Genomic DNA, 21,834 nt, shown 5'->3' on the forward strand with positions numbered 1-21,834 from the left:
CGATACAACGAGTTTAGCTATCTTACGTTGCAGGTACAGCCGAATACCGCTTGGACTATCATTTAATCAGTATGGATTTTATCCTTTGTCTATCATTTCATCCTACCATTCAGTCGCAACTTGATAGCTAATTGACTCATGGCTTTTCCTACATGCTACACTCCCCATCGTCTTTCGTTGAATGGATAAGTAGGTGGATGATAGGTCATTTCAATGTACTCTTGCCTAATTCCTTGCTAAAGGAATAGTTATTTATGCAGCCTTGACGGGCGCACCTTTGATTATGTCCAGAACAAAGAATAGCATGGTCGATTTGGTTTGTTCTCTATTCAGACTTATTTCTCCTAGTTTTTTGACGACATTATCATCGCCGGTACCGTTGAAAGTATGGGTGGCAACAGTATCTAGTAATGCATTGTATATAGACACTTTGACTTGATAAGGTTCTTTCTCTAATGTTTGGCAGTCATCAAGTAGATAGACAGGAAGACTGACTTCTTGACTGGCAAGGTTGCTGCGGTCAAACAGCATGACTGCTGCTAACGGGGCAAAAGACTTTTGCACAAAATAGTGAACGGGTTTGATGATACCATAATAGTCTACACATGACCATGATACACCAGGATAGTTATCATTCATCTTATAATAAAGTGCTCCGGTAGTATGAGGCCATAATGTGCGTGCTCGTTCTAATGTATGGCGCACTCCTACTACTTGTGCTAACTGTGACCCGAGGATGAAAGAAGCCAGCGAATCCTTTGGCATAAAATAACCGGAATATTGAGTGAGTTTCTCCATTTCTCTCATCGTTCCGAAGATAGGAGTGTGGTGCGTGAAATTACCGCTCCTTTGGGGAGGCCACACTTCTTTTTCCTCGTCCAAATATCTACGCACTGTCTCGATGTGAGGCAATGATGCTATCCCAAATTCTCCCCAAAAAGGAGCGGTCATATTCAAATTGTGATTAAGATGAGCATCGTCCCACCAGCAGTTGTAATTGTGCAGGCTGCCTCCCCAGGCTTCCCCACGATGGAAGGGACGTGTTCCGTCAAGTTCTATACTAAGTCGTCCCATCATGTCAATTGCAGGTCCGAATGGTTTATCTGATTCATTCCCTGCTCCCCACATAATAAGAGAAGGGTGATTTCTTAATCGTTTGGTATTTCTTTCCACTGTTTCTTGCAGGATAGTGTACGGTTGCGTGTTATGGCTATTCCAGGCCGTTGGCCATTCTTGCATGACTAAAATACCATATTTATCGCATAATTCGTAAAAATCATCGGTTTCGGGCATTCCTCCTCCCCAGGCTCTTAACATTTGTATGTGCTGGCTTTGGGCTATCTGGAGCAAATGCTCGTATTTATTTCTTGAGAAGTCCATTAATGCATCCATAGTGCACCAGCCTGTTCCTTTTATGAACATCGGCTTGCCATTGATGACGAATGTCCAGTTATAATAATCTTCTTTAGCACCATCAATTAATGGTCTCATCTCAATAGTCCGTATACCGAACGACGTTTTTATATGGGCTGTCTTCCCTTTTTGTGGAACGAAGAATAGGTTGAGGTCGTATAGTGATTGTTCTCCTCTGTCATTGGGCCACCAAAGATGCGGATCTTTGATTTGAAAGTCTAAAGATAAAGTTTCCTGTTTTTTCTGACTATTTATGTCGAAACGATAATATTGTGTTATTCCTTTGAAGTTCTTGGGAGATACTTCTGCATATAATACTCCTTTTAATGGAGATGATTTTTTATGCAGATCAAGAGTTAAGCGCATTTGACCATCGAGCGAACGAGTAGCGATGAAGGGTGATTCTATTTCTACTGCGGCTTGTTCTTTTAATTGAACACTACGCCAGATTCCTAATGATGGGATTTGTGCATAATGCCATCCATAAACGCAATTGAATACAACTGTATATTTCCAACTTTCATTTGCGTTGGGAGGCCAGTTGCCCAGAAACATTTGAGGGATGGCTTCTAGTTTTACTATGAGAGTGTTTTTATTCTTTAAATAGTTACCTATTGAAAAATCGGGCCCTCCGAACATACCTTCGTGTGTTCCTAAAAGTTTTCCATTGAGCCATATTGTACATTTGTTAGCAATTCCGCCAAAAGATAATATACAGTGAGATGAGGGGGAGTCTAGTTCGAACTCCCGCTTCATCCACCATGTCTTGTAAGATTGTTTTTCTGCAATAGAGTCATTCTGTCCGATGTATGGATCGGGTATGATTCCATTTTCTACTAATGCGGTGTGAATACTACCAGGCACATGGGCAGGTATTTGATCTGTCCAGATAGTGTGTAAACGTTCTTTTTCAGTTCCTCCTTCTGCCAGTTGCCAGGTTCCGTCCAAAGAGATTTTCGCAGGAGTATCCCTGACAAGAGGAATATTTCCTGCTTCAGTCATCTGTATACCTTTTACTTCTATTGGAGATAGCTTTGCTGCAAAGCTTTCCCTGTCTATCTTATCCATTGATTTTTGTGCAATAATCATTGGAGTAGATAGCAGTAAAGTGATAATGGTGATGATTCGAGTTCTCATGGACAGTATTTATTCTGATTATTGTTGTGTACTTTTATATTTCAGGAGCGTGCTTAATTGCGGACGATCCTGTGTGTAATTATTGGTCGGTTGGACAGATAAGGGATAATCACCCCATCGTGGACCGGCAGACCAATAAGTTCCGTTTATTCCATTTTCTTGTAGATATTTAAGTGCTGCATCAAGAATATCCAGCCAACGACCGTCAGTATCAGGTATTCCATATTCACCGACGAATCCACGTTTATTATTCTCTTTCAGCCAGTCAACAAAAGGTTTCAAACGAGCCACCCCTGTTTGAACGGTTGCACCATCTTCATCATATCCTTTATTATAGTTTCCGGAAGAATCCGAATCGAAATATATATGTGCCTGGAATATCAGGTTATTACTTGGATCTGTAAGAGTTTTCAGATTGTCACTGCATTCTTTCCATCGTCTGGCAGAACTGAATTCGTCTCCGCTAACTATGATGGTTGTTTTAGTATCTATAGTGCGGATGGCATTAATGCAAGCTTGGGCTATGTTAACCCACGGTGTCGATGCCAGCATTTCGTAGGGTTCATTCATAATGTCGTAACCCCAGATATTTTTATAGTCTTTAAACTCCTTTGCCAGTTTTTTCCATACGTCACAGAAATTGTCAACAGTGCATCGTGCATTACCAATGATTGCATATTGATTATTTTGTGAACTTTGCCCGTCGCAATATACACAATATCTTCCAAAGTTATGCATATCCAATAGTATCTGTATGTTTCTATCTTCGGCAGCTTTGACGAATTTCTTCATTTTTGCCAGTTCTGTTGCATTTAATTCTCCATTCATTGTGGGTTGTATGCGTTCCCAACGAAATGGAAAACGTACCAGATAAAGACCTTTGGCTTTAAAGTAATCCAAGTCTTTTTCTGTGGGATAACCATAGTGAGTACCATCTACCCCCGGATATACATTCCCAAATTCAGCTCCTGACAGGTTAACTCCGAAATAAGCTGTTTGTTTGGTTGGTTGAGGTTCATCACCATTTTCTTCTTCGTCTGATTTGGAACAAGATGAAAATAGAAGTGCTATAATCGTTAATAATGAAAATAAGTCTTTTAACATAAATCGAATTGTTTTTGTTTATGAGGGAACGCTTTAGTACGAGCGTTCCCTTTTTATTTTTACTTATGAACAAACCTGAAATTACACATACTTAAATCAAAATCTTGAGCAGATTCGGGAGAAAATATGATTTTGAAAGCTGTGTTGGTACTAGGATCGATAGGATTAGGCAACAATGCTTCTGTATCGGCACTGATCCGTACAGTTTGCCATCCACCATAAGTATTAACAGGAATTCCTCCTTTGGAAGGATACCATCCATAATCTCCTAAAATGATACGCGCCTGGGCTGATATCGGAAATTTAGCTCCAGTACAGATTTCAAATCTTAAATCGTAAGATGAAGGGTCTGCGGCTACTTCTGCCGGTACAGTAATATATCCGGCCCACATAACCATCCATCCCCAAGCTTTCACGGAATTATTGAAGCGAATATATTTTCCTCCTTCTACTAATGGTTCCGGTTGTCCTTCTAATGTGCCGTCACATAAGAAATCTTTCGGGGCATCAGGGAATTGGCTGGAATGTGTAAAGGCACCGCTTCCCGGCCAATTATTGAAATCGAAAAGTTGAGATACTCCCGGATCCATGTATGTGAGCTTGTATGCTTCATCCATGTTTGCCCCTTTTATAGTAAGAGTAGATTTCGGAGCGGCATTTGCAGGAATTTCTATTGTCAGCTCTGTACGAGTAGCATCAATTACATTTACTGGTAAATTGCCTAGATTAACAATTGCTTCCTCGATTGTAATACCGTAGAGGTCAAAATTGTCACCTGTAATAACCGTCGTATCTCCCGGCTGGGTAAATTCATTCTTGAGTCCATTGATTGTTAAATCAGGGATGGAAACGACAAAAGGAATACTTAGTTCTCCGTGTTTGGTTGTAATATAAATTGTGTTTGTCACTTCTTTAGGAAGTGCACGGGGAATAGGTGCGAGAAGCATATCGTATGTCGAATATATCTCCTTACTGTCCACCTCGATATCATTGAATTTTAGGGAAGTGATATCTCCGAGGTTTGTTCCCTCGATTCGTACTACTTGTTCGAAATTTGCTCCCTCAATGGGAAATTCAGCATCTGTTGCCAAAACGACTTTGTCTACAGTCGGAGCACCTGTTGACGGTTTGTTTTCTTTGGCTTTCAGATCGTCGACTTCAACAATATCCGTACAGGATGTTAAAGTAAATATGGATGCTGCGATTATTGCAAAATATTTTATTTTCTTCATAATCTGTTTTTTACATGGTTATAAGTGATTAATCCCAGCCAGGATTATTCTCATTAATTCCTTGGTTTGTCAGGATTTCAAGAGTCGGAATCGGGAATAGCAGATGTTTGCTGGAACGTTGTTTTACGTTGTTAGCTTCATCCATTCCGCCTAGAGCATTCATTGCCTGCAAATAAATTCCCCAACGTATTAAATCCCAACGACGATCGCCTTCCAAGGCTAATTCCATTGCACGTTCTTCAAGGATTGCAGAACGCAGGCTGGTTTTATCTGTAAAGTTTGCCAGTTCTTTGCCTGTTGCATTACTACGGGTGCGAACATCATTTAAAGCATCTACCGATTCTTTTGTCGGGCCATTTAATTCATTAGCTGCTTCTGCAAAAATTAGAACAATATCAGCATAACGTAAAAATGGGTAATTGGCATCTGTACGAGGTTGAGTCTGATCGGCTATTTGTTGTGAATATTTGGTCGTGAAAGCGAAGAACTGTTCTGATCCTCCTTCATCACATCTCCATCCGGAGGTTACTTTAGGATTATCGAACGGAGGTTCTTTGGCTTCAACCATACGTTGCCATTTCCCAAAGTTCGGATAGTATGAACCACCCCCCCAACTTGTATCAGAGTTCTGACGTATCCAACAATGCAACACTCCCTTGTCCACGCGGTAGTCTTTTTCTTCAAATAATAGATACCAGTGTTTTCTACATCCTACCGTTAAGCTATTGTCTATATTTCCTGCTGCATTGAGTCTGCCACAGTAGTGCGAGCTGAATAATGTACCGTATAATTCATCACCGGACTTAGTTTGTAAGCTGAATAAATGTTCGCTACAAGTCTTGCCGGAAGGAGACCAAACCAAATCATAGTCCTCAAGTTTGTGTATTCCATATTCTCCTCCTATTATATCTCCTGCAATTTCGTAGGCCAGTCTATAATATTCTTGAGAGGAAAAGCTTTCGTAACCGGCAACTTGATCCTTGGAGAATGTTGTCGGAACAGGTTCTGTATATACTTTGGTCATAGTGCCGTTTACATTCTGCATGACAAACGGTGCGCCGGTTTTTACTGTTATTTGTTCTCCGGTAGCCATGGACGCAGAGCCGATAGTCGCATATACTTTGGCTAACAAACCTGCCGCAGTTGCAGCACAGACTCTTCCGGGTTTAAATCCATTGTCCGAATTTTTATAAATCATATCTTTGGCGTCTTTAAGCAAAGGTATGATTGTTTCCGTGTATACTTGTGCAATTGGAATGCGCGGATTATTAGTATATTGCCCGGATTCGTTTACACTGACGGAATAAATAGGGATAGCTCCATAAGCACGTACCAGATAGAAATATGCCCATGCTTTAAGAAAATAGCATTCTCCTAATGCATTCTTTTTAAATACTTCTGATACATTTTGCATCTTGTTGATTTCAGAAACCGCTATATTTGCTCGGTTAATCAAAGAGTACATTCCGGTCCAAAGTACATCGGCTTGTCCGTCACCTCCCTGGAAGTTACCACTTCCAAATTGGCTGAACTGCCATACTGCACCGGAAATATAGTCACAGTCATAATCCAGCGGACGTGGGAAACTACCGTATCTGAACATGGCTTCGTGTAATGTGTTATATACTCCTGTTACCCACATGTCGGCACCGTTATCAGAATCCTCAACATCTTCAGGGACAATGAAGTCGAAAGGCTTTTCTTCGATCATACTTTCGCATGATGTCATTACTGCTCCGGATAATAGGAGGCTGGATGCCATCAGATATATGAATATATTTTTCTTTTTCATTATTTCTTGAGATTATAACGTTAATTTAAAACCTATTGAATATGTTCTGCTGCTTGGATATGAGAAAATATCAACTCCTCTTCTGGAAGCGTCAGAACCAAAGGCGTTTACATCCGGATCAAACCAACTATAACCTGTAATCGTGAATACGTTTGTTACTGTACCGAAAACAGACAAGTTGCTAATTCCTTTTATGACTGAACCGAAATTGTAGTTTAAGTTGATCGTTTTTAGTCTGAAGTAAGAACCATCTTCTACATAACGGTCGGAGAGTTTCATGTCACGGGTCATTGCAGTAGTGACGCGAGGCCATTTGGCGTTAGCTGCATTCTCTGGTGTCCAGCGGGAATCATAAGCATCTTGAGTGATGTTTGCAATACTGCTCATTCCGATATTTGTCAAGTTACCATTAAAAATATCATTACCATGAGTACCTTGGAAGAACAATCCCAGAGTCAGATTTTTCCATCGTAAATTGGCATTCAGCCCGTAAATAAAGTCTGGATTAGTATCACCGATGATAGCTCGGTCTTCTGACGTTATTTTTCCGTCATTGTTTTTGTCCAGGTATTTGATTTCACCGATCATTCTGCGAGCCTCATCATCAGATGCTTTGGCATATATTGGATCTGCACGGACTTCTGCTATATTATCATAGAAGCCGTCTTCTATATAGCCGAAGAGTGTTCCGATAGGTAATCCATTTCTTTGCAGAAAGACTTCTTTGGCACTATACCATAATTGGTTAGCATATTGATCGGCCGTTAAACCTCCGATTTCATTTTTATTAAAAGAGATGTTACCGTCGAAGTCTAAGGTCCAGTCTTTTTTATCTAATGCAATGATTTTACCGGTTAGCTCAAGTCCTTTGTTTTTTACATGACCGAAATTCGTCCACATGGTAGTATAACCGGTACTATTCGGTATAGATACATTTTGTAGCAGGTCATTAGTTTTTTTATAATAATAGTTAGCTGATAAACTAATCCTGTTATTCCAGAATCCCATGTCGAGTCCGACATTATATTGGTCGGTTGTTTCCCATTTGAGTTTGTCATTCAAAGGACCTTTGTAAGTTTGTCCTGCAAATCCACTGCTCAATGTTCCGTCCAGAGGGTAATTGGATGGTGCAAGTGAAGCGATGGTCTGGTAACTGCTGATCGCTTGATTACCGGTTTGACCGTAGCTGAATCGCAACTTTAAGTTACTGAATATATTTAGGTTTTTGATGAATTCTTCTTCAGATATAGTCCATGCTACTGCTCCTGAAGCGAAGTTCGCGAATTTATTTCCGGGAGCGAAACGGCTTGAACCATCACGACGGAACGATGCTGTGAAAATATAGCGTTCCTTGAGTGTATAGTTGGCGCGTCCTAATAAGGAGACTAGAACTGCTTGTCCTCGATAGCTGGCTGGTGTCTCAATATTTAATGCCTGGCTCATATCGAAGTCCTGTGTGATGTCAGTCGGGAAGTTGGACGCATTCATTGTTTTGCCACCCCAGTCTGATTTTTCGTAAGTGAAACCGGCTACTACATTGAGATGATGTAGTTTGTTGAATGTCTTATCGAAAGTAACCAATGATTCTGCTGTTAAGTTCTGCCAGAAATTGTCGCTTTTACCAGCTCGTCCGTTGGAAGCTTTACCTTCTCCTGTTTCACGATTGTAGTAACTTGCACGATCGTTTACTGAATAACTGATACCTAGATTCTGACGGAATTTCAAACAGTCGAAGATTTTAATCTCGGCAAACGCAGAAGTAAATACATTGATTGACTTCAGCTCATCTTTAGCTGTATTAACGTATGTACGTGGATTGGCTGACAACCATGCATAAGAATCATCTTCTGTCTTGTCTCCTACATATAATGTCGGTAAATAAAGCATGGCAGAACGGATGATACTATAATCATAAGAATTTGACTTGGCAAACTTAGTTAACGAACGGGTGAAGTTGATATTTAGTCCCGTATTTAACCAGGGTTTCACATGGCTTCCGATGTTGGCACGAACAGCAAAACGTTCATAACCAGAATTCTTGATAATACCTGTCTGGTCTGTATAGTTGCCTGAAAATGCATAGTTGCTCTTTTCATTTCCTCCTGATACACTAAGATTGTATTCCTGTGTTAATGCATCTTGTAGGATCTCGTCCATCCAGTTGGTACCCTCTACCCATTCTTTATTGCCGTATTCGTCTTCGCGATAACCCGGATTGAGATAATCTTCCGGTGAAGCATAGTATTTACCGGAGTTGGGAACGATTTTATCGTTCTCGTCGCGACGGTAGTTCCATTTACCACGATAAGGAAGGTATGAATAAGGAAGATTGTCATAAGCAGCTCCATTGATTACACCCTCATTTACATAATTAGCATAGGTGTAAGCATCCAGCATTTTAACCATTTTGGCTATTTTGGAAAGTCCGAAATTGGTCGAGAACTCAACTTTAGCGTCTCCGGCACGACCTCTTTTAGTGGTAATCAATACGACACCATTCGCTCCGCGAGAACCGTAAATGGCTGTTGCCGAAGCATCCTTTAAAATGTCGATTGATTCGATGTCATTAGGATTGATCAATGACAGAGGATTAGTGGTGGAGTTGTTGCCCTCGTTGGCTTTACTGCTTGGAGTATCTCCTACTTCAAACGGAATACCGTCGACAATGTAAAGTGGTTGTGAATTTGTAGAGAATGAGTTAGCACCACGGATGGTGATACTTACACCTGAACCGGGAGCACCGTCACTCTGGTTTACTTGTACACCAGCTAATTTTCCTTGTAGGGCTTGGGAGATGCTGGTCGGGTTACCAAGCATCAAGTCATCACTTTTAATAGAAGCAACGGCTCCGGATAAATCTTTTTTCCTCATTGTACCATAGCCGATAACTACTACTTCATCCAAAGATTGAGTATCATCTTTGAGTGAAACATTGATTGTTTTACGGTTTCCTACAGTGACTTCTGTTGTTTTATAACCGATAAAAGTATACTGAAGAACAGATTTTTGGCTTTCTACTGTTATAGTATATTTACCATTTAAATCACTGATGGTACCATTGTTTTTTTTAACTCCTAACTCAACAATATTAACTCCGGGAAGAGGTTCACCTTTACTGTCTGTTACAGTACCTTTAATTTCAATACCTGCTGCTGATGCAGCTGTATTTATCATCCAGAACATAATCAAAAAGAGCCAGACTCCTTTTGATCCTTTTAGCATCCGCACTTTTGAGCGGGGAAAAGAAAAGAGATTCTTTTTCATTTTTATCAAATTTAAAATTAACTTTAGTATAAAATCTCGTATATTTATTATTGATGCAAAGCTAGTAAATAAGGAATGTAAATTATTGACGTTATTTGCCTAAAACTGATATTATTTTATCATTCTTTATTTTTATAAATATGTGAGTTGTATTGTCGGATAAACTTACGGCTTTGACGTCCTGCAGGTTTTATTAAAGACTCGTCCCATCCTCCGTTTTTGTTTGCTCGCGGAAGAATCATGGAGCAAGTTTCGTTCTTGTCTGAAATGGACCAGTTAACCCAGCTGATCTTTTTGCTTTCCAGCCATTCTACCCAACGGGTCCATTCTGGTATATCTAATGGGCCATCGCCAGTACATTCCATGCCTGCACATTCAGACACAAAAATGGGAATTCCTTTTTCCCATGCTGCTTCAGCTCTATCCCGTAACTCTTGTTTATGAGTGGCGGCATAGAAATGGAGGGTATACATTATATTATCGGATCCTTCTAAAGGACTTTCTGCTACCAGGTGTAAGTCTTGGTCCCAGTGTGGGCTGCCTACAAGAATAATATTATCAGGATCATATTTACGTATTTCAGAGATAATATCAGTTGCATATTCTTTCACACTTTCCCAACTGTCTTCCATAGGTTCGTTGTATATTTCATAAATAATATGAGGATATTTTCCGTATTTCTGTGCCATCATTGAGAAAAATGCTTTTGCTTCTTTTTTTTGTGGATAATAAGTATGCCAGTCGATTATTATATAGAGGTCGTTTTTAATTGCCGCTTTAATCACTTTATTCATGCATTTTAATGCAAATTCCGGATTTTCAATGTAGTTGTCTTCAATAACTGTTCCCATGGCGGCGCGTAAAACGGTACATTTCCAATCTTTTTTCAACCATTTCACAGATTGCTTATTGTAAAATCTGGGCCATAGGTTGTGCCAGCCATAACTAACCCCTCTTAATACAATAGGGTCTCCGGTTTGGCTGCATAATTGATTACCTTTTACTTGTAGTTGTCCCCATTGTTTTACAGGATCTTTACTGTAACTGAATAATGATATCATGGAGAATAAGGTGATAAACAAAATGACTTTCTTCATTTTCATAATAAATTAGGTATAACATATAAGATGGACGTTGCAAAGTAAGCACAAAAAAAATATGTAAAAAAGTGCTTTGTTATCATATACTGATACTTTTCTTACTATTTATTTAAGGCAAGAGTATATTACCTTATTATATATATACAAAAAAGATTAAGCCGGAAAATAAATATGATAACAGATGGCTTGAAGGTTAAAATAGTATATTGATTTGATAATAAAGTGGTTGTATGCTTATATAAGTTGCCGTACTTTTATGAATTAAATTTTATAGATAGATTCATGTTTTATTTTATATTTATCACCTTATGAAAAGAAGTATTTTTTTAGTTTGTTTTGTTGTTTTCGGGGTTGTGTCATTGTCGGCAATTGGCTCGATAGTCTCTGTAGCACAGTCGGGTTGGCAGACTGATAGTATATCTTATGGTATATCTCGAATGGTTGATATTGCATCTTTGCCCCTGTTAGATCGTGGAATCTCTGTCCATTATGAAGGTAGTATTGATAAAAGAGGAAAGAATGCCGACTGGGACTGGAGTCTTTACCAGGATCAACGTGGAGAATGGGTAATATTTGATGTTGATGGTCCGGGATGTATTTATAATCTTGTACAACATCGCTATATGAGTTCAAGTGATCCGCTCTTCCGTTTTTATTTTGATGGAGAAGAAACACCTCGTTTTAGTTTACATTTATCTGAATTCGGAGAGAAAGAGCCTTTTATAAAACCTTTGGCTGAAAGTTATATTGGCCCGTTTGATAACGGAAGAGGGCCCATACGTGTTGCACGGAGTTTTGTTCCAATGCCGTTTAACAAGGGATGCCGTGTAACTACCGATGTGAAACTGGAAGGTTATGAAAGAACCAAAGGTGAAGGAGGTTGGGGACATGTTGTATACCACACTTATGCGGACAATGGTATCAAGACCTTTACCGGGAAGGAGAATTATGATACTTTGATACAATTATGGAAGAAACAAGGTAGTAATCTTTTGTGCAAAGATCAATTGGCATATCATCGTAAGTCGGAACAAAAGATTAATGCTGGCGAATCCATTACTTTATTGGATGAAAAAGGAGAGGGAGCTATTGGTTCTTTAAAATTTTATCTTCCGGAGATTAATGAGCAGCACTTGCAGGATGTATGGATTCATATGTTTTGGGATGCTCATCAGCAACCCGATATTTCTTGTCCTTTAGCGTGTTTGGGAGGCAACTCTTTGGGCTTTCACGATACCAACTATTTGCTGTCAGGATATAACACAGACGGTTGGTTTTATAATTATTTTCCAATGCCATATTGGAAGCATGCGAAGATAATAATTGAAAATCGTAGTGGCGTTCCTGTTTCTTTGGGATTCTCAGAAATAGCTGTTTCCAGGTCGGTTTATCCCACATCTAATACCGGATACTTTCGTAATACACCATATTATACCCGAAAACATGTGGCAGGAATAGATAGTCCGATAGCTGCTATTCAAGGAAGAGGGAAGATGGTTGCTGCTCATGTTACATGTCATGCCGAACGTTCACATATCATTTCTTGCGAGGGGGATGTTCGTGTATATATTGACGGCAAACGAACACCACAAGTTGAGAGTGACGGTTCTGAAAGTTATGTTTGTTATGGTTGGGGATTCCCGACCCCGCCTGAAGTGCATCCAATGGGAGGGTATGACGGTCTTTCGGATAACCCATGGTCTATGACTCGTTTTTGTATAGGCGATAGTTATCCTTTCTATTCAGAACTGAAGTTTGGAATAGAGTCGGGCGAATATAACAATCAGTATTTGGAACACTCGGGTACTATATTCTATTATGGTCAAGATAAAAATGTACTGGTGAAAACTGATAGTTTGGATTTAAACTCTTCTCGTTCTATTAAACGGCACTCTTATAAAGCTATGGGTAATGTACGCAGAACAAAATTGGAAAGTTTCTTTGAGGGAAATGAGGATCGTATTTTATATGTAGGAGAAACCGTCCGGTTTGAAAGTTTTAGTAGTTTTAGAGTGAATATATCTTCTCAAAATGAAGGAGTGCGTTTGCGTAGGTTGAGCGACCAAAACGATGTTCGACAAGCAGCCCGTGTTTTTGTTGATGGTGAAGAGGTTACAGAACGTTTATGGTATGTAGCTGATAGTAACCCTTATAAACGCTGGCTGGAAGATGACTTTGAAATTCCAGCCAAGTATACTAAGGGAAAGAAATCATTAAATATTCGTATCGTACCAGTTTCTATGTCTAAAGAGGGAAAAAATACTTGGAATGAAGCTGAATATCAGGTGTTTTGTTATAATAATTAAATATTATAAATCAATACCACCGTGTACGCCACATAACAAAGTATCATAATCCCTCCTTCGATTCTTGTGATAGTCCTTTTGGCAAAGAACAGCCCGAATAACCAGAGCAGGATACCGGAACCTACTAGCGTAAACAGGTCGAAGTTGGTAATTCCGCTAAGACGGAGAGGAGTGATGCTGGCGCTACATCCCAGTACAAAGAATATATTGAAGAGGTTACTACCGATCACATTTCCAATGGCAATTTCCGGATTCTTCTTTAATGCGGCAACGATAGACGTAGCCAGTTCAGGAAGAGAAGTACCTCCTGCAACCAGTGTCAATCCGATAATCGATTCGCTGACACCCAGGTTGCGGGCGATGCCTGTGGCGCCGTCAACAAACAACTGACCTCCAAAAATGAGGGCAGCCAAACCTCCGATGATATAAAGAATGGATTTCCACCAGGGGAGTGATTTGATTTCTGTCTCCTCTTCTATGGTCGGAGCTTCTATCTGTCCCGCCTGTTCTGTTGTGCTCGGCTTGGAGGCGATGGCAAAGGTGTAACCCATGAAGATAACAAAAAAACAAAGCAATAATAAGCCGTCTACTCTGTTCAGGATATTCTCCGGAGCTTTATCCAGGAATACATCATTGGCACAAATCAGCAAGACAATAGAAGAAAGTATGCAGAGTGGTATCTCTTTTCTAAGTGTATTGCGGGTGATGACAATCGGGGCGAATAAGGCCGTGCAGCCCACAATCATCAACGTATTGAAAATGTTACTTCCCACCACGTTGCCTATGGCAATATCCGCGCTGCCTTTGATGGCAGAAGATACACTGACCGTCAGTTCCGGGGCAGAAGTGCCGAATGCAACGATGGTAAGTCCGATCACGATGGGAGGGATATGAAAACGCTTGGCTACCGAGGCGGCACCGTCTGTTAATCCGTTGGCTCCTAGAAGAATGAGGATTAATCCCCCGATAAGTAATAATATATTCATGCTTTTTTCTCTTTTAGTGGCAAAGATAATCAATTTGGAAATGGTAATGTCAAAAACAATCCGTATGTTTGCTCTGTTTTTAATGAAATGTTAGATTAACCTTAATTATAATCAAGGAATATAAGGTATGGAAATAAATAAAATAAAACGGTCGTTACTGGTGTTGTTCTTTTCTTTCCTGGCAATCGGGGCGCAAGCACAGTTGGAACAGGCGGTTAAGAAGATATTTGCCGGAGATACAATAACGGGCGGACATGTTCCTTTGAAACGGGATTCGGACTCTATCCATCTGGTAAATATGCAGAAATCATTGGAAGAAGCCCGGCTCAATGAGGCGAATATGAGGATGGAAATGGAGCAGATGAAACTCCAGATGGCTACCGCCGACTCCGTAAAATATGCACAGCAACGACAGCGTATCGACTCCCTGCGGCAGTTCACAAAAGGAATACCGGTAGTGGCGGACGGTGATACCTTATTTTACCTTTTCACCAAACGGGGTGGATATACTCCCCAGCAACGTGCCCAAATGACCGGTGCGGCAATTGAAGAAATAGGAAGACGCTTCAATCTACAACCCGATTCTGTGGCTATCGACCATTCGGACATAGTTTCCGATTTGATGTACGGCAGCAAAGTATTGCTTTCTCTTACCGATCAGGATGCCTTATGGGAAGGAGTTTCCCGTGATTCGCTAGCTAAGGAAAGACAGCAGAGTGTCATTACCAAACTGCATGAGATGAAAGCCGAGCACGGACTTTGGCGAATGGCAAAGCGTGTGCTCTATTTTGTGTTGGTAATTACAGGACAGTATTTCCTGTTCCGCTTGACCAACTGGTTGTTCCGTAAACTGAAAGCGCGTATCCTGCGCCTGAAAGACACGAAGATAAAACCGGTAGCCATCCAGGGATATGAATTGCTGGATGCGCAGAAACAGGCGAATCTGTTAGTATTCCTGTCCAGTATCGGGCGGTATATACTGATGGGATTGCAGCTACTGTTTACCGTACCGTTGATTTTTATCATCTTCCCACAGACAGAAGGACTGGCATATCAACTGTTGGGCTATATATGGAATCCGATTCGCGGTATCTTTGTGGGTATTATCGATTATGTGCCCAAACTGTTTACCATCATCGTCATCTGGTATGCCGTGAAGTATTTGGTACGTCTCGTCTTGTATCTGGCACGTGAAGTGGAAGCAGGACGACTCAAAATCAACGGCTTCTATCCGGACTGGGCGATGCCGACTTTCCATATCGCCCGTTTCCTGCTCTATGCATTTATGATTGCGATGATTTATCCTTATCTTCCGGGCTCCGATTCCGGTGTGTTCCAAGGGATTTCGGTATTTGTCGGATTGATCGTTTCGCTCGGATCAAGTACGGTTATCGGTAATATTATTGCCGGACTGGTGATTACTTATATGCGTCCGTTCAAGATGGGCGACCGGATCAAATTGAATGATACCACCGGAGATATCATCGAAAAAACTCCTCTTGTCACCCGCATCCGGACTCCTAAAAATGAGGTTGTGACTGTTCCCAATTCATTTATCATGTCGTCTCATACAGTAAACTACAGTACTTCAGCGCGTGAATATGGATTGATTATTCACTCGGAAGTATCTATCGGTTATGATATTCCCTGGCGGCAGGTTAATCAGATACTGATTGATGCTGCGTTGAACACTCCCGGAGTGGTGGATGATCCGCGTCCGTTTGTGTTGGAAACTTCGTTGAGCGACTGGTATCCGGTCTATCAAATTAATGCTTATATCAAACAGGCAGATAAGATGGCACAGATTTATTCGGATTTGCATCAGAACATTCAGGATAAATTTAATGAGGCCGGCATTGAAATTATGTCACCGCACTATATGGCAGTTCGGGATGGGAATGAATCGACAATTCAGAAAGGCGCTGTGAAAAACAGCGGTCCTGCGAAGACAGCGGAGCAGGGTGATGTATCGGAAAAGGCATAGAGTTACGTCCCGATGATGATTGCGCATCCGGAGAACACTAATAAGATGAAGTAAGTAGCTGACTATTGGTTGGCTGCAAACGTATATTATCCCACAAAATAGGTTCAAGGGTAATTATATAAAGAAGCGTCCCTTTCATCGCGAAAGGAACGCCTCGGGTTGTGTGTTTTTTCACTGAGAGTAGAATTTATATCATCAAGAGAATTTATTTCTTTCGGGTCACCGTATAAAGTATATTCCCTTTTTTATCTATCATACGAAGGTTGAGCTCTTTTTTGTCGATAGAGCAGACAGAGAAACCCGGTTCGGGGCTGCAGAACTTTGTACCTTCGATAGGTTCCACTTTGCGTGCCAGTGAGCCGGAGGAGTTAACGACATAATCGATGTCACTTCCCGGAACCCGGATATGCTGGAAGTTATGGATGTGTCCGCAGATGTACATATCTACCTTGTGCTTGCGTAAGATGGTGTCAACCCGTTTCTGCATGTCCAGTCGTTCGCTTTCCTCTTTGGGAGTATAAGCGTAGATGGGATGGTGTCCGGCTACGATAACCCAGTCTTCTTTTGCATTGGCAAGCACAGATTCCAGCCAGGATAGTTGCTTGTTGACATCCTGTTTGCAGGCATCGGGATATTTATCACTTTCCTGGCGGTATTTCTCAATCAGAGGAGTCGTGTCAATCCAGACGATGCGGATGGTGGCACCTTTCTCTTCGAATGTTTGGGTGTAATAACGGGCGGGCATTGTCCAGCGGCGGCTGATATGGGTGTAATCCAATACGGCTTGCGTGTTTCCGCGATATTCATGGTTTCCCAGGATAGGGAACCAGTCGATCATTAGTTCCGGATGGGAGTAGATTAATTCGTAGTTGGTCATCCACAAAGGGTCGTTCACGCTGCGAACTCCTTCGAAGTGATGGACATCTCCGGTGGCCAGAACAAATTCAGGACCGATCTCTTCGCCCATCGTACCCATTAATTCGGCTATTGGCTTTTGGTCGTAATATCCGTTGCGGCCTAAATCATTCGCTACGTAGAAGTTAAACTTCTTGTCAAATATAGAGTAGTCCGTCAACTGTGCCTGAACGAATGTACAGACGGAGACTAATGCGAGAATCAATAAACTCTTAATTTTCATATTCATATTCTGTTGTATATTAGTTGTTTATATATAGATAGTTATTCTGAATCTTTTGGCTTGTTGGTTTAAAAGGAAGAGAACGTTTCTTTTAAACCAATGCTCTGTTCCTTTTAAACCAACGGGGGCTTCCTTTTAAAGGAATGAATATCGTTGTTTGGCTCGCATCAGAAGTTCACTTTTACGCCGGCGTTTATCTTTACACCGTAGTGTTCAGACTGCATGGTACGGTCTTTAGTGCCCTGATAATAACGCAATGGTTGGTTCAATAAGTTGGTAGCATCTGCGTAGAATGTTGTTTTGAACTTCTTGCCGAATGTATAGCTTGCGTTCAGGTCCATATAGTTCACGGCATCATAGTAACGGTCTAGTGCGGCAACTTCTCCCATTTCGTCGATAAAGCTGGATGCAAAGTTGTAGGAGAGACGTACGTTAAAACCTTTCTTTTCGAAGTAGAGTGAGGCGTTTGCCGTATGTTCGGGAGAACCGGGTAAGGAGAGGTCTTTCTCATTTTCGCGCCCTTCGAAATTGAAGTTGTTCACTTTGGTGTGAGTGTAGGTGTATGTACCGTAAAATCCGATGCATTTCAATGCCGGAGCGATGAAGCTGAAATCACGTTGATAAGCCAGTTCCACACCAAGCAAGTCGGCATCACCTGCGTTTTTGGGTTGGGTGAACTTCTTGTATTCATTGTTTTGGTAGGTATAGTCACCAATCACCTGATCGACAATGAAATCGTTGATTTTCTTATAGAAGATACCTGCACTGACCAGACCGACGCTCTTGAAATAGTAATCGGCACTTAAATCGAAGTTGTATGAGAGGGTGGGAGTCAGGTCAGAATTACCCATCACGAGTTCATTGTCGCTGCGGTTGATATTGACACATGGAATTAATGCGGAATATTTGGGGCGGCTCAATGTTTCTGTGAAAGAGGCGCGAACTTTGAAATCATCGGTCACATCGTATTTCAATAATACGCTGGGGAGCCAGTTGACATAGTTGTTTTTATGATCTCCGGTCGGTTCAAGCGTTTCGTTTTCCTCTTCATCCACCATCCAGTTCCAGCCGTCGTATTTGATATGAGTGGCTTCCATGCGGAGACCCAGCATCATTTTTAGTTTCTTTCCCAGGTTTTGGTCGAAGCGGAAAAAAGCGGAAGTCACATTCTCTTTAGCATGATAGTTGCCGGAAGATTCTTCGAGCACCTGTTCACCCTCCATGTTTTTCAGGTCGAGCGAACCCAGATATTCTTTGGATACGAAATCGGTGGCTTTATACTGATTGCCGGGCATGAAGCCGTCGCGAATCTCACTCGTGAGGTTGTCCATATACGCTGTTTTGTATGCATCCTTGTAGGCGTCTGCGTAGTCGTAGACGGTTACATCGCGATTTTTAGTCTTGGATGCATATTTGGCTCCGAATTTCAGGCTGTTTCCATAGATTCCGTTGGCCAGCGGCAGTTCGAAATCTACTTTGAACTTCAGGTCTTTTTCGTAGATTTCCTGGTTGCTTTCGGTTAGTTCTTTCACTTTCCATTTTCCTCTTTCACCGTCCACTTCTCCGTTGTGCAGGTTTACATCGGTTGTCACATACGGAAAACGGCCGCCTGCATCCACGATGTCAAATCCGAGAAAGTCTTGTTTCAGATTGAAGTATCTTTCGTTCGGACGGTCTTCGCTGGCACGTGCGTAAGAAGCTCCCCAGTTCATTGACAGTTTGCCGAACTGATGTTCTCCGCCCAGGCTGAAATCCATTGTCTGTTGCAGTTCCAAGCGGGCGTTTTTGTTGTTGGGAGTACCTCCCTTAGTCTCTATTTGGGCAGATTGCTGCATTTCGCCTTCATCGTCCGGTCCTGTTTTGTCGAGGTCTTTGTAGGTGACGCGATAGCGGTTTTCCCAGTCGTGACGGCGGTTGTAGATGCCTTGCAGTGTCAGTCGGTGATTCGGGTTTATTTCGTAATCGAAAGCCAGTGAGTAGCTTTGGCGTTCACGTGTCACGTAGTACTGGCGTTTTTGTGCTTCTACCATTACTACTTCTCCTTTCTTATTCACATCGTATTCAAATTCTACATCATCCGAACCTACCGGAGCATTTTGATAAGAAACGGCTGCCATCATTCCCAATTTGTCGTTGAAGAAGCGGTCGCCATAAGTGAAACCCAGGTTCAGTTGGGCTTTCTGGCTAATCCAGTTGTATCCGGTTCCTGCTGTGGCACTGATGGTTCGTTTATAAGGAGTACTTTTAGTAATCAGATTGATAGAACCGCCAATGGCATCTCCATCCATATCCGAGGTGACTACCTTGCTTACTTCGATGGTTTGTATCATATCGGCAGGAATAAGGTCGAGCTGCACATTACGTGTGTCGCCTTCGGCAGAAGGGAGACGGTTGCCGTTGATTGTTACAGAACTAAGATCGGCCGAAGTTCCGCGTACTTGTCCGAAGCGGGCTTCTCCCTGATCGTATTGTACGTTAATACCATTGATACGCTTCAGTGCGTCTCCGATATTGGAGTCAGGGAATTTACCCACCTGATCGGCTGAAACGACATTGGTGATCCCTAGTGTGTTCTTCTGCGAGTTGATGGCGCGGCGTTGCCCCTGAAAAGCTCCGCCTACTACTACCTCTTGCAGTTCGAGTCCTTCATTCAGGATTACGTCTTTTTCGAGTGTCTTTCCGGCCGGAATGGTGATTTTCATTTCAACGGGTGAGTAGCCTACGTAGCTTACTTTTACGGTGTATGTGCCCGGAGTAAGATTGGCGAAAGTATAATAACCGTTGACATCACTGGTCACCCCGGTATGTAGCTTTTCGATATAGATGGATGCTCCCGGAAGGGTCTGTTTGGAAGTATCTACGATGCGTCCGCGGATAGTGCCTTGTTTGACTACGTTCACTTTTTCTTCTGCGAAAGTGTTACCGCTTGTGCTCATGACCAAAAGAACAAATGAGACAAATTTCAAAAATCGTTTCATAAATGTTAGCGTGCGTTAATTATTTGCTGCAAAAGTAGAGGGTTGACGTTTCTTACTTTTTACAGTTGGTTGAAGAACGCGTAACAAATATGCTACGTTTGTATTACAGCTTCCGGAACCGGTGATTGACGGGTTTTCTATCCTGGGAAACTATGGATTTTGCGGAAATGCATAGGCTGTATCAGATTATATCAGGATTGGGCTCCGGTATTACTGTTGTGTTCCGTATAATGAATATCAAAACGTCCGTTAGTCAGCCGTTTGCCGTTACCGAATGTGACACTGATAATTTTCATTTCTGTGTCGAAACGGCTTATGAAAGCTGTTCCGTCTTCCAGCTCTTCTCTTCCGAACTCTATATCGGTAATCGTTGATTCTTTGCCTTCTTGGGGCGATAAAATAGTGAAAGATAGATTGATACCGGGCTTTACGGAAACACTAACAGAGAGTTTGTCTTCTTCTGTGTAATAGTGGAATGAATCATACGTCCATACATACGAGTGTCCCCAATTCAGGTATCGCCCTCCCACATAAATCCAGCCGTCCATCAGGCAACCGAATGTGTTGGCTCCTGTAGTGGTGGCAGAAGGCAAAACGGTGATGTCGATCGATTCATCTTCCGTTTCTTTACAGCTCCAGAGGCTGATGATGGAAAAGAGAATGAGTATATATTTCTTCATAGTGCTTTTTTTAGTGGATGTTAGAAATAATAGGATAATCCCGTAGTGATGTTTAGTCGCGTGAGGTTGACATCATCATTTGAATTGAGTTTTACAGTAACCTTTTCTTCGTGATAGTAAGTCCTTATTCTAAGTAGCTCACTATACATATATTGTACTCCTAAACTGACTCCCAGGTTGGAATTCAGCTTATAGGTAAGATTGGCATTGGTGAGGAGACCGATAGTGAAGGCTCTCACTTTTCGTGTGTTGCCGAATACCTCGCTGTTGTTCCGCAGAATGACTCCGCCGGGACCGGTTGTCACCCGGATTTGCCAATGTTTGGTATTGGCATTACACATTCCGATTTGCGTGCCGATGAAATGAACCCATAAATGGTCTTTTCCTTCAGGATGGCTTCCTTTGGAAGAAAATCCGGTGTAGATTCCTCCGAAGATAAAGCGTTTGAGAGGACGGAAATGGTATTGTCCATCCCAGCTTACGCCTTGTGCAAGTGTACGTTGGTAGCTGTGGGTACTTAACGTTAGTGTGGGAGGATTATGAAACATCACACCGTAGCCGGCATGGAACGAGAACTCATGTCGCTCAAAATCTCTCTGTGAGAAAAGTGGAGTGTGACAGGACAGAGTGAATACGATTAATAATAGAATCGCTTTTATGGGTGTTTGATTCATCTGAATTAGTTTAGATTGTGTTTCTTTTCGCAAAAATAGCAAATAG

General features: G+C 41.7%; 13 protein-coding genes. 2 read left to right on the top strand and 11 right to left on the bottom strand.

All coding sequences use genetic code 11. The annotated features are described in order from the left end of the window. Positions 1-252: 252 nt before the first annotated feature. The 6 genes from BSAG_RS09495 to BSAG_RS09470 all read right to left on the bottom strand — a co-directional run bounded on the left by BSAG_RS09495 (position 253) and on the right by BSAG_RS09470 (position 11,039). On the bottom strand, positions 253-2,550 hold the full coding sequence (locus tag BSAG_RS09495) for a glycoside hydrolase family 2 protein (protein WP_008997598.1): 2,298 nt from the start codon (positions 2,548-2,550) through the stop codon (positions 253-255). A gap of 18 nt (positions 2,551-2,568) precedes the next feature. Beyond that, the gene (locus tag BSAG_RS09490) at positions 2,569-3,654 is read right to left on the bottom strand and encodes a glycoside hydrolase family 5 protein (RefSeq protein WP_004302613.1); all 1,086 of its coding nucleotides are present in this window, start codon (positions 3,652-3,654) and stop codon (positions 2,569-2,571) included. Between the two features lie 59 nt (positions 3,655-3,713). Beyond that, entirely contained in the window at positions 3,714-4,886 is a 1,173-nt protein-coding gene (locus BSAG_RS09485; RefSeq protein WP_004302612.1) for a glycan-binding surface protein, read from the bottom strand. A 28-nt stretch (positions 4,887-4,914) separates the two neighbouring features. Then, complete coding sequence (locus BSAG_RS09480) at positions 4,915-6,678, bottom strand: RagB/SusD family nutrient uptake outer membrane protein (protein WP_004302611.1); 1,764 nt, start codon at positions 6,676-6,678, stop codon at positions 4,915-4,917. Positions 6,679-6,690: 12 nt separating this feature from the next. Continuing rightward, a complete protein-coding gene (locus BSAG_RS09475) occupies positions 6,691-9,942 on the bottom strand; it encodes a SusC/RagA family TonB-linked outer membrane protein (protein ID WP_008016106.1) in 3,252 nt (1,083 codons plus the stop codon). Between the two features lie 119 nt (positions 9,943-10,061). Next, positions 10,062-11,039, bottom strand: coding sequence for a glycoside hydrolase family 5 protein (locus BSAG_RS09470; protein ID WP_008997599.1), 978 nt, complete (start codon positions 11,037-11,039; stop codon positions 10,062-10,064). 311 nt (positions 11,040-11,350) lie between these two features. On the opposite strand from BSAG_RS09470, the gene BSAG_RS09465 reads away from it, so the two are divergent. Next, positions 11,351-13,348, top strand: coding sequence for a DUF2961 domain-containing protein (locus tag BSAG_RS09465; RefSeq protein WP_008770544.1), 1,998 nt, complete (start codon positions 11,351-11,353; stop codon positions 13,346-13,348). Here the strand turns inward: BSAG_RS09465 and BSAG_RS09460 are convergent. Next, a complete protein-coding gene (locus tag BSAG_RS09460; RefSeq protein ID WP_004317083.1) occupies positions 13,345-14,334 on the bottom strand; it encodes a calcium/sodium antiporter in 990 nt (329 codons plus the stop codon). The two genes, BSAG_RS09465 and BSAG_RS09460, sit on opposite strands and share 4 nt — an antisense overlap. Before the next feature lie 127 nt (positions 14,335-14,461). On the opposite strand from BSAG_RS09460, the gene BSAG_RS09455 reads away from it, so the two are divergent. Further along, positions 14,462-16,318, top strand: a complete 1,857-nt coding sequence (locus tag BSAG_RS09455; protein ID WP_004317084.1) for a mechanosensitive ion channel family protein — start codon at positions 14,462-14,464, stop codon at positions 16,316-16,318. Positions 16,319-16,523: 205 nt separating this feature from the next. On the opposite strand, the gene BSAG_RS09450 is transcribed toward BSAG_RS09455, so the two are convergent. From BSAG_RS09450 to BSAG_RS09435, 4 genes are all read right to left on the bottom strand, one after another. Beyond that, entirely contained in the window at positions 16,524-17,456 is a 933-nt protein-coding gene (locus tag BSAG_RS09450) for a metallophosphoesterase (protein ID WP_004317085.1), read from the bottom strand. Between the two features lie 167 nt (positions 17,457-17,623). Beyond that, on the bottom strand, positions 17,624-20,434 hold the full coding sequence (locus tag BSAG_RS09445) for a TonB-dependent receptor (RefSeq protein WP_008997600.1): 2,811 nt from the start codon (positions 20,432-20,434) through the stop codon (positions 17,624-17,626). Positions 20,435-20,625: 191 nt separating this feature from the next. Next, a complete protein-coding gene (locus BSAG_RS09440) occupies positions 20,626-21,114 on the bottom strand; it encodes a hypothetical protein (protein ID WP_004317088.1) in 489 nt (162 codons plus the stop codon). Between the two features lie 20 nt (positions 21,115-21,134). Next, a complete protein-coding gene (locus BSAG_RS09435) occupies positions 21,135-21,788 on the bottom strand; it encodes a hypothetical protein (RefSeq protein ID WP_004317090.1) in 654 nt (217 codons plus the stop codon). Positions 21,789-21,834: the final 46 nt, after the last annotated feature.

This window comes from Bacteroides sp. D1 (genome assembly GCF_000157095.2).
Classification (GTDB): Bacteria; Bacteroidota; Bacteroidia; order Bacteroidales; family Bacteroidaceae; genus Bacteroides; species Bacteroides xylanisolvens.

Excerpts from the sequence above, each read along its gene's own strand:
- BSAG_RS09455 (WP_004317084.1), top strand. The coding sequence starts at position 14,462 with ATGGAAATAAATAAAATAAAACGGTCGTTACTGGTGTTGTTCTTTTCT.
- BSAG_RS09440 (WP_004317088.1), bottom strand. The coding sequence starts at position 21,114 with ATGAAGAAATATATACTCATTCTCTTTTCCATCATCAGCCTCTGGAGC.
- BSAG_RS09470 (WP_008997599.1), bottom strand. The coding sequence starts at position 11,039 with ATGAAGAAAGTCATTTTGTTTATCACCTTATTCTCCATGATATCATTA.
- BSAG_RS09480 (WP_004302611.1), bottom strand. The coding sequence starts at position 6,678 with ATGAAAAAGAAAAATATATTCATATATCTGATGGCATCCAGCCTCCTA.
- BSAG_RS09460 (WP_004317083.1), bottom strand. The coding sequence starts at position 14,334 with ATGAATATATTATTACTTATCGGGGGATTAATCCTCATTCTTCTAGGA.
- BSAG_RS09495 (WP_008997598.1), bottom strand. The coding sequence starts at position 2,550 with ATGAGAACTCGAATCATCACCATTATCACTTTACTGCTATCTACTCCA.
- BSAG_RS09465 (WP_008770544.1), top strand. The coding sequence starts at position 11,351 with ATGAAAAGAAGTATTTTTTTAGTTTGTTTTGTTGTTTTCGGGGTTGTG.
- BSAG_RS09445 (WP_008997600.1), bottom strand. The coding sequence starts at position 20,434 with ATGAAACGATTTTTGAAATTTGTCTCATTTGTTCTTTTGGTCATGAGC.
- BSAG_RS09490 (WP_004302613.1), bottom strand. The coding sequence starts at position 3,654 with ATGTTAAAAGACTTATTTTCATTATTAACGATTATAGCACTTCTATTT.
- BSAG_RS09435 (WP_004317090.1), bottom strand. The coding sequence starts at position 21,788 with ATGAATCAAACACCCATAAAAGCGATTCTATTATTAATCGTATTCACT.
- BSAG_RS09485 (WP_004302612.1), bottom strand. The coding sequence starts at position 4,886 with ATGAAGAAAATAAAATATTTTGCAATAATCGCAGCATCCATATTTACT.
- BSAG_RS09450 (WP_004317085.1), bottom strand. The coding sequence starts at position 17,456 with ATGAAAATTAAGAGTTTATTGATTCTCGCATTAGTCTCCGTCTGTACA.
- BSAG_RS09475 (WP_008016106.1), bottom strand. The coding sequence starts at position 9,942 with ATGAAAAAGAATCTCTTTTCTTTTCCCCGCTCAAAAGTGCGGATGCTA.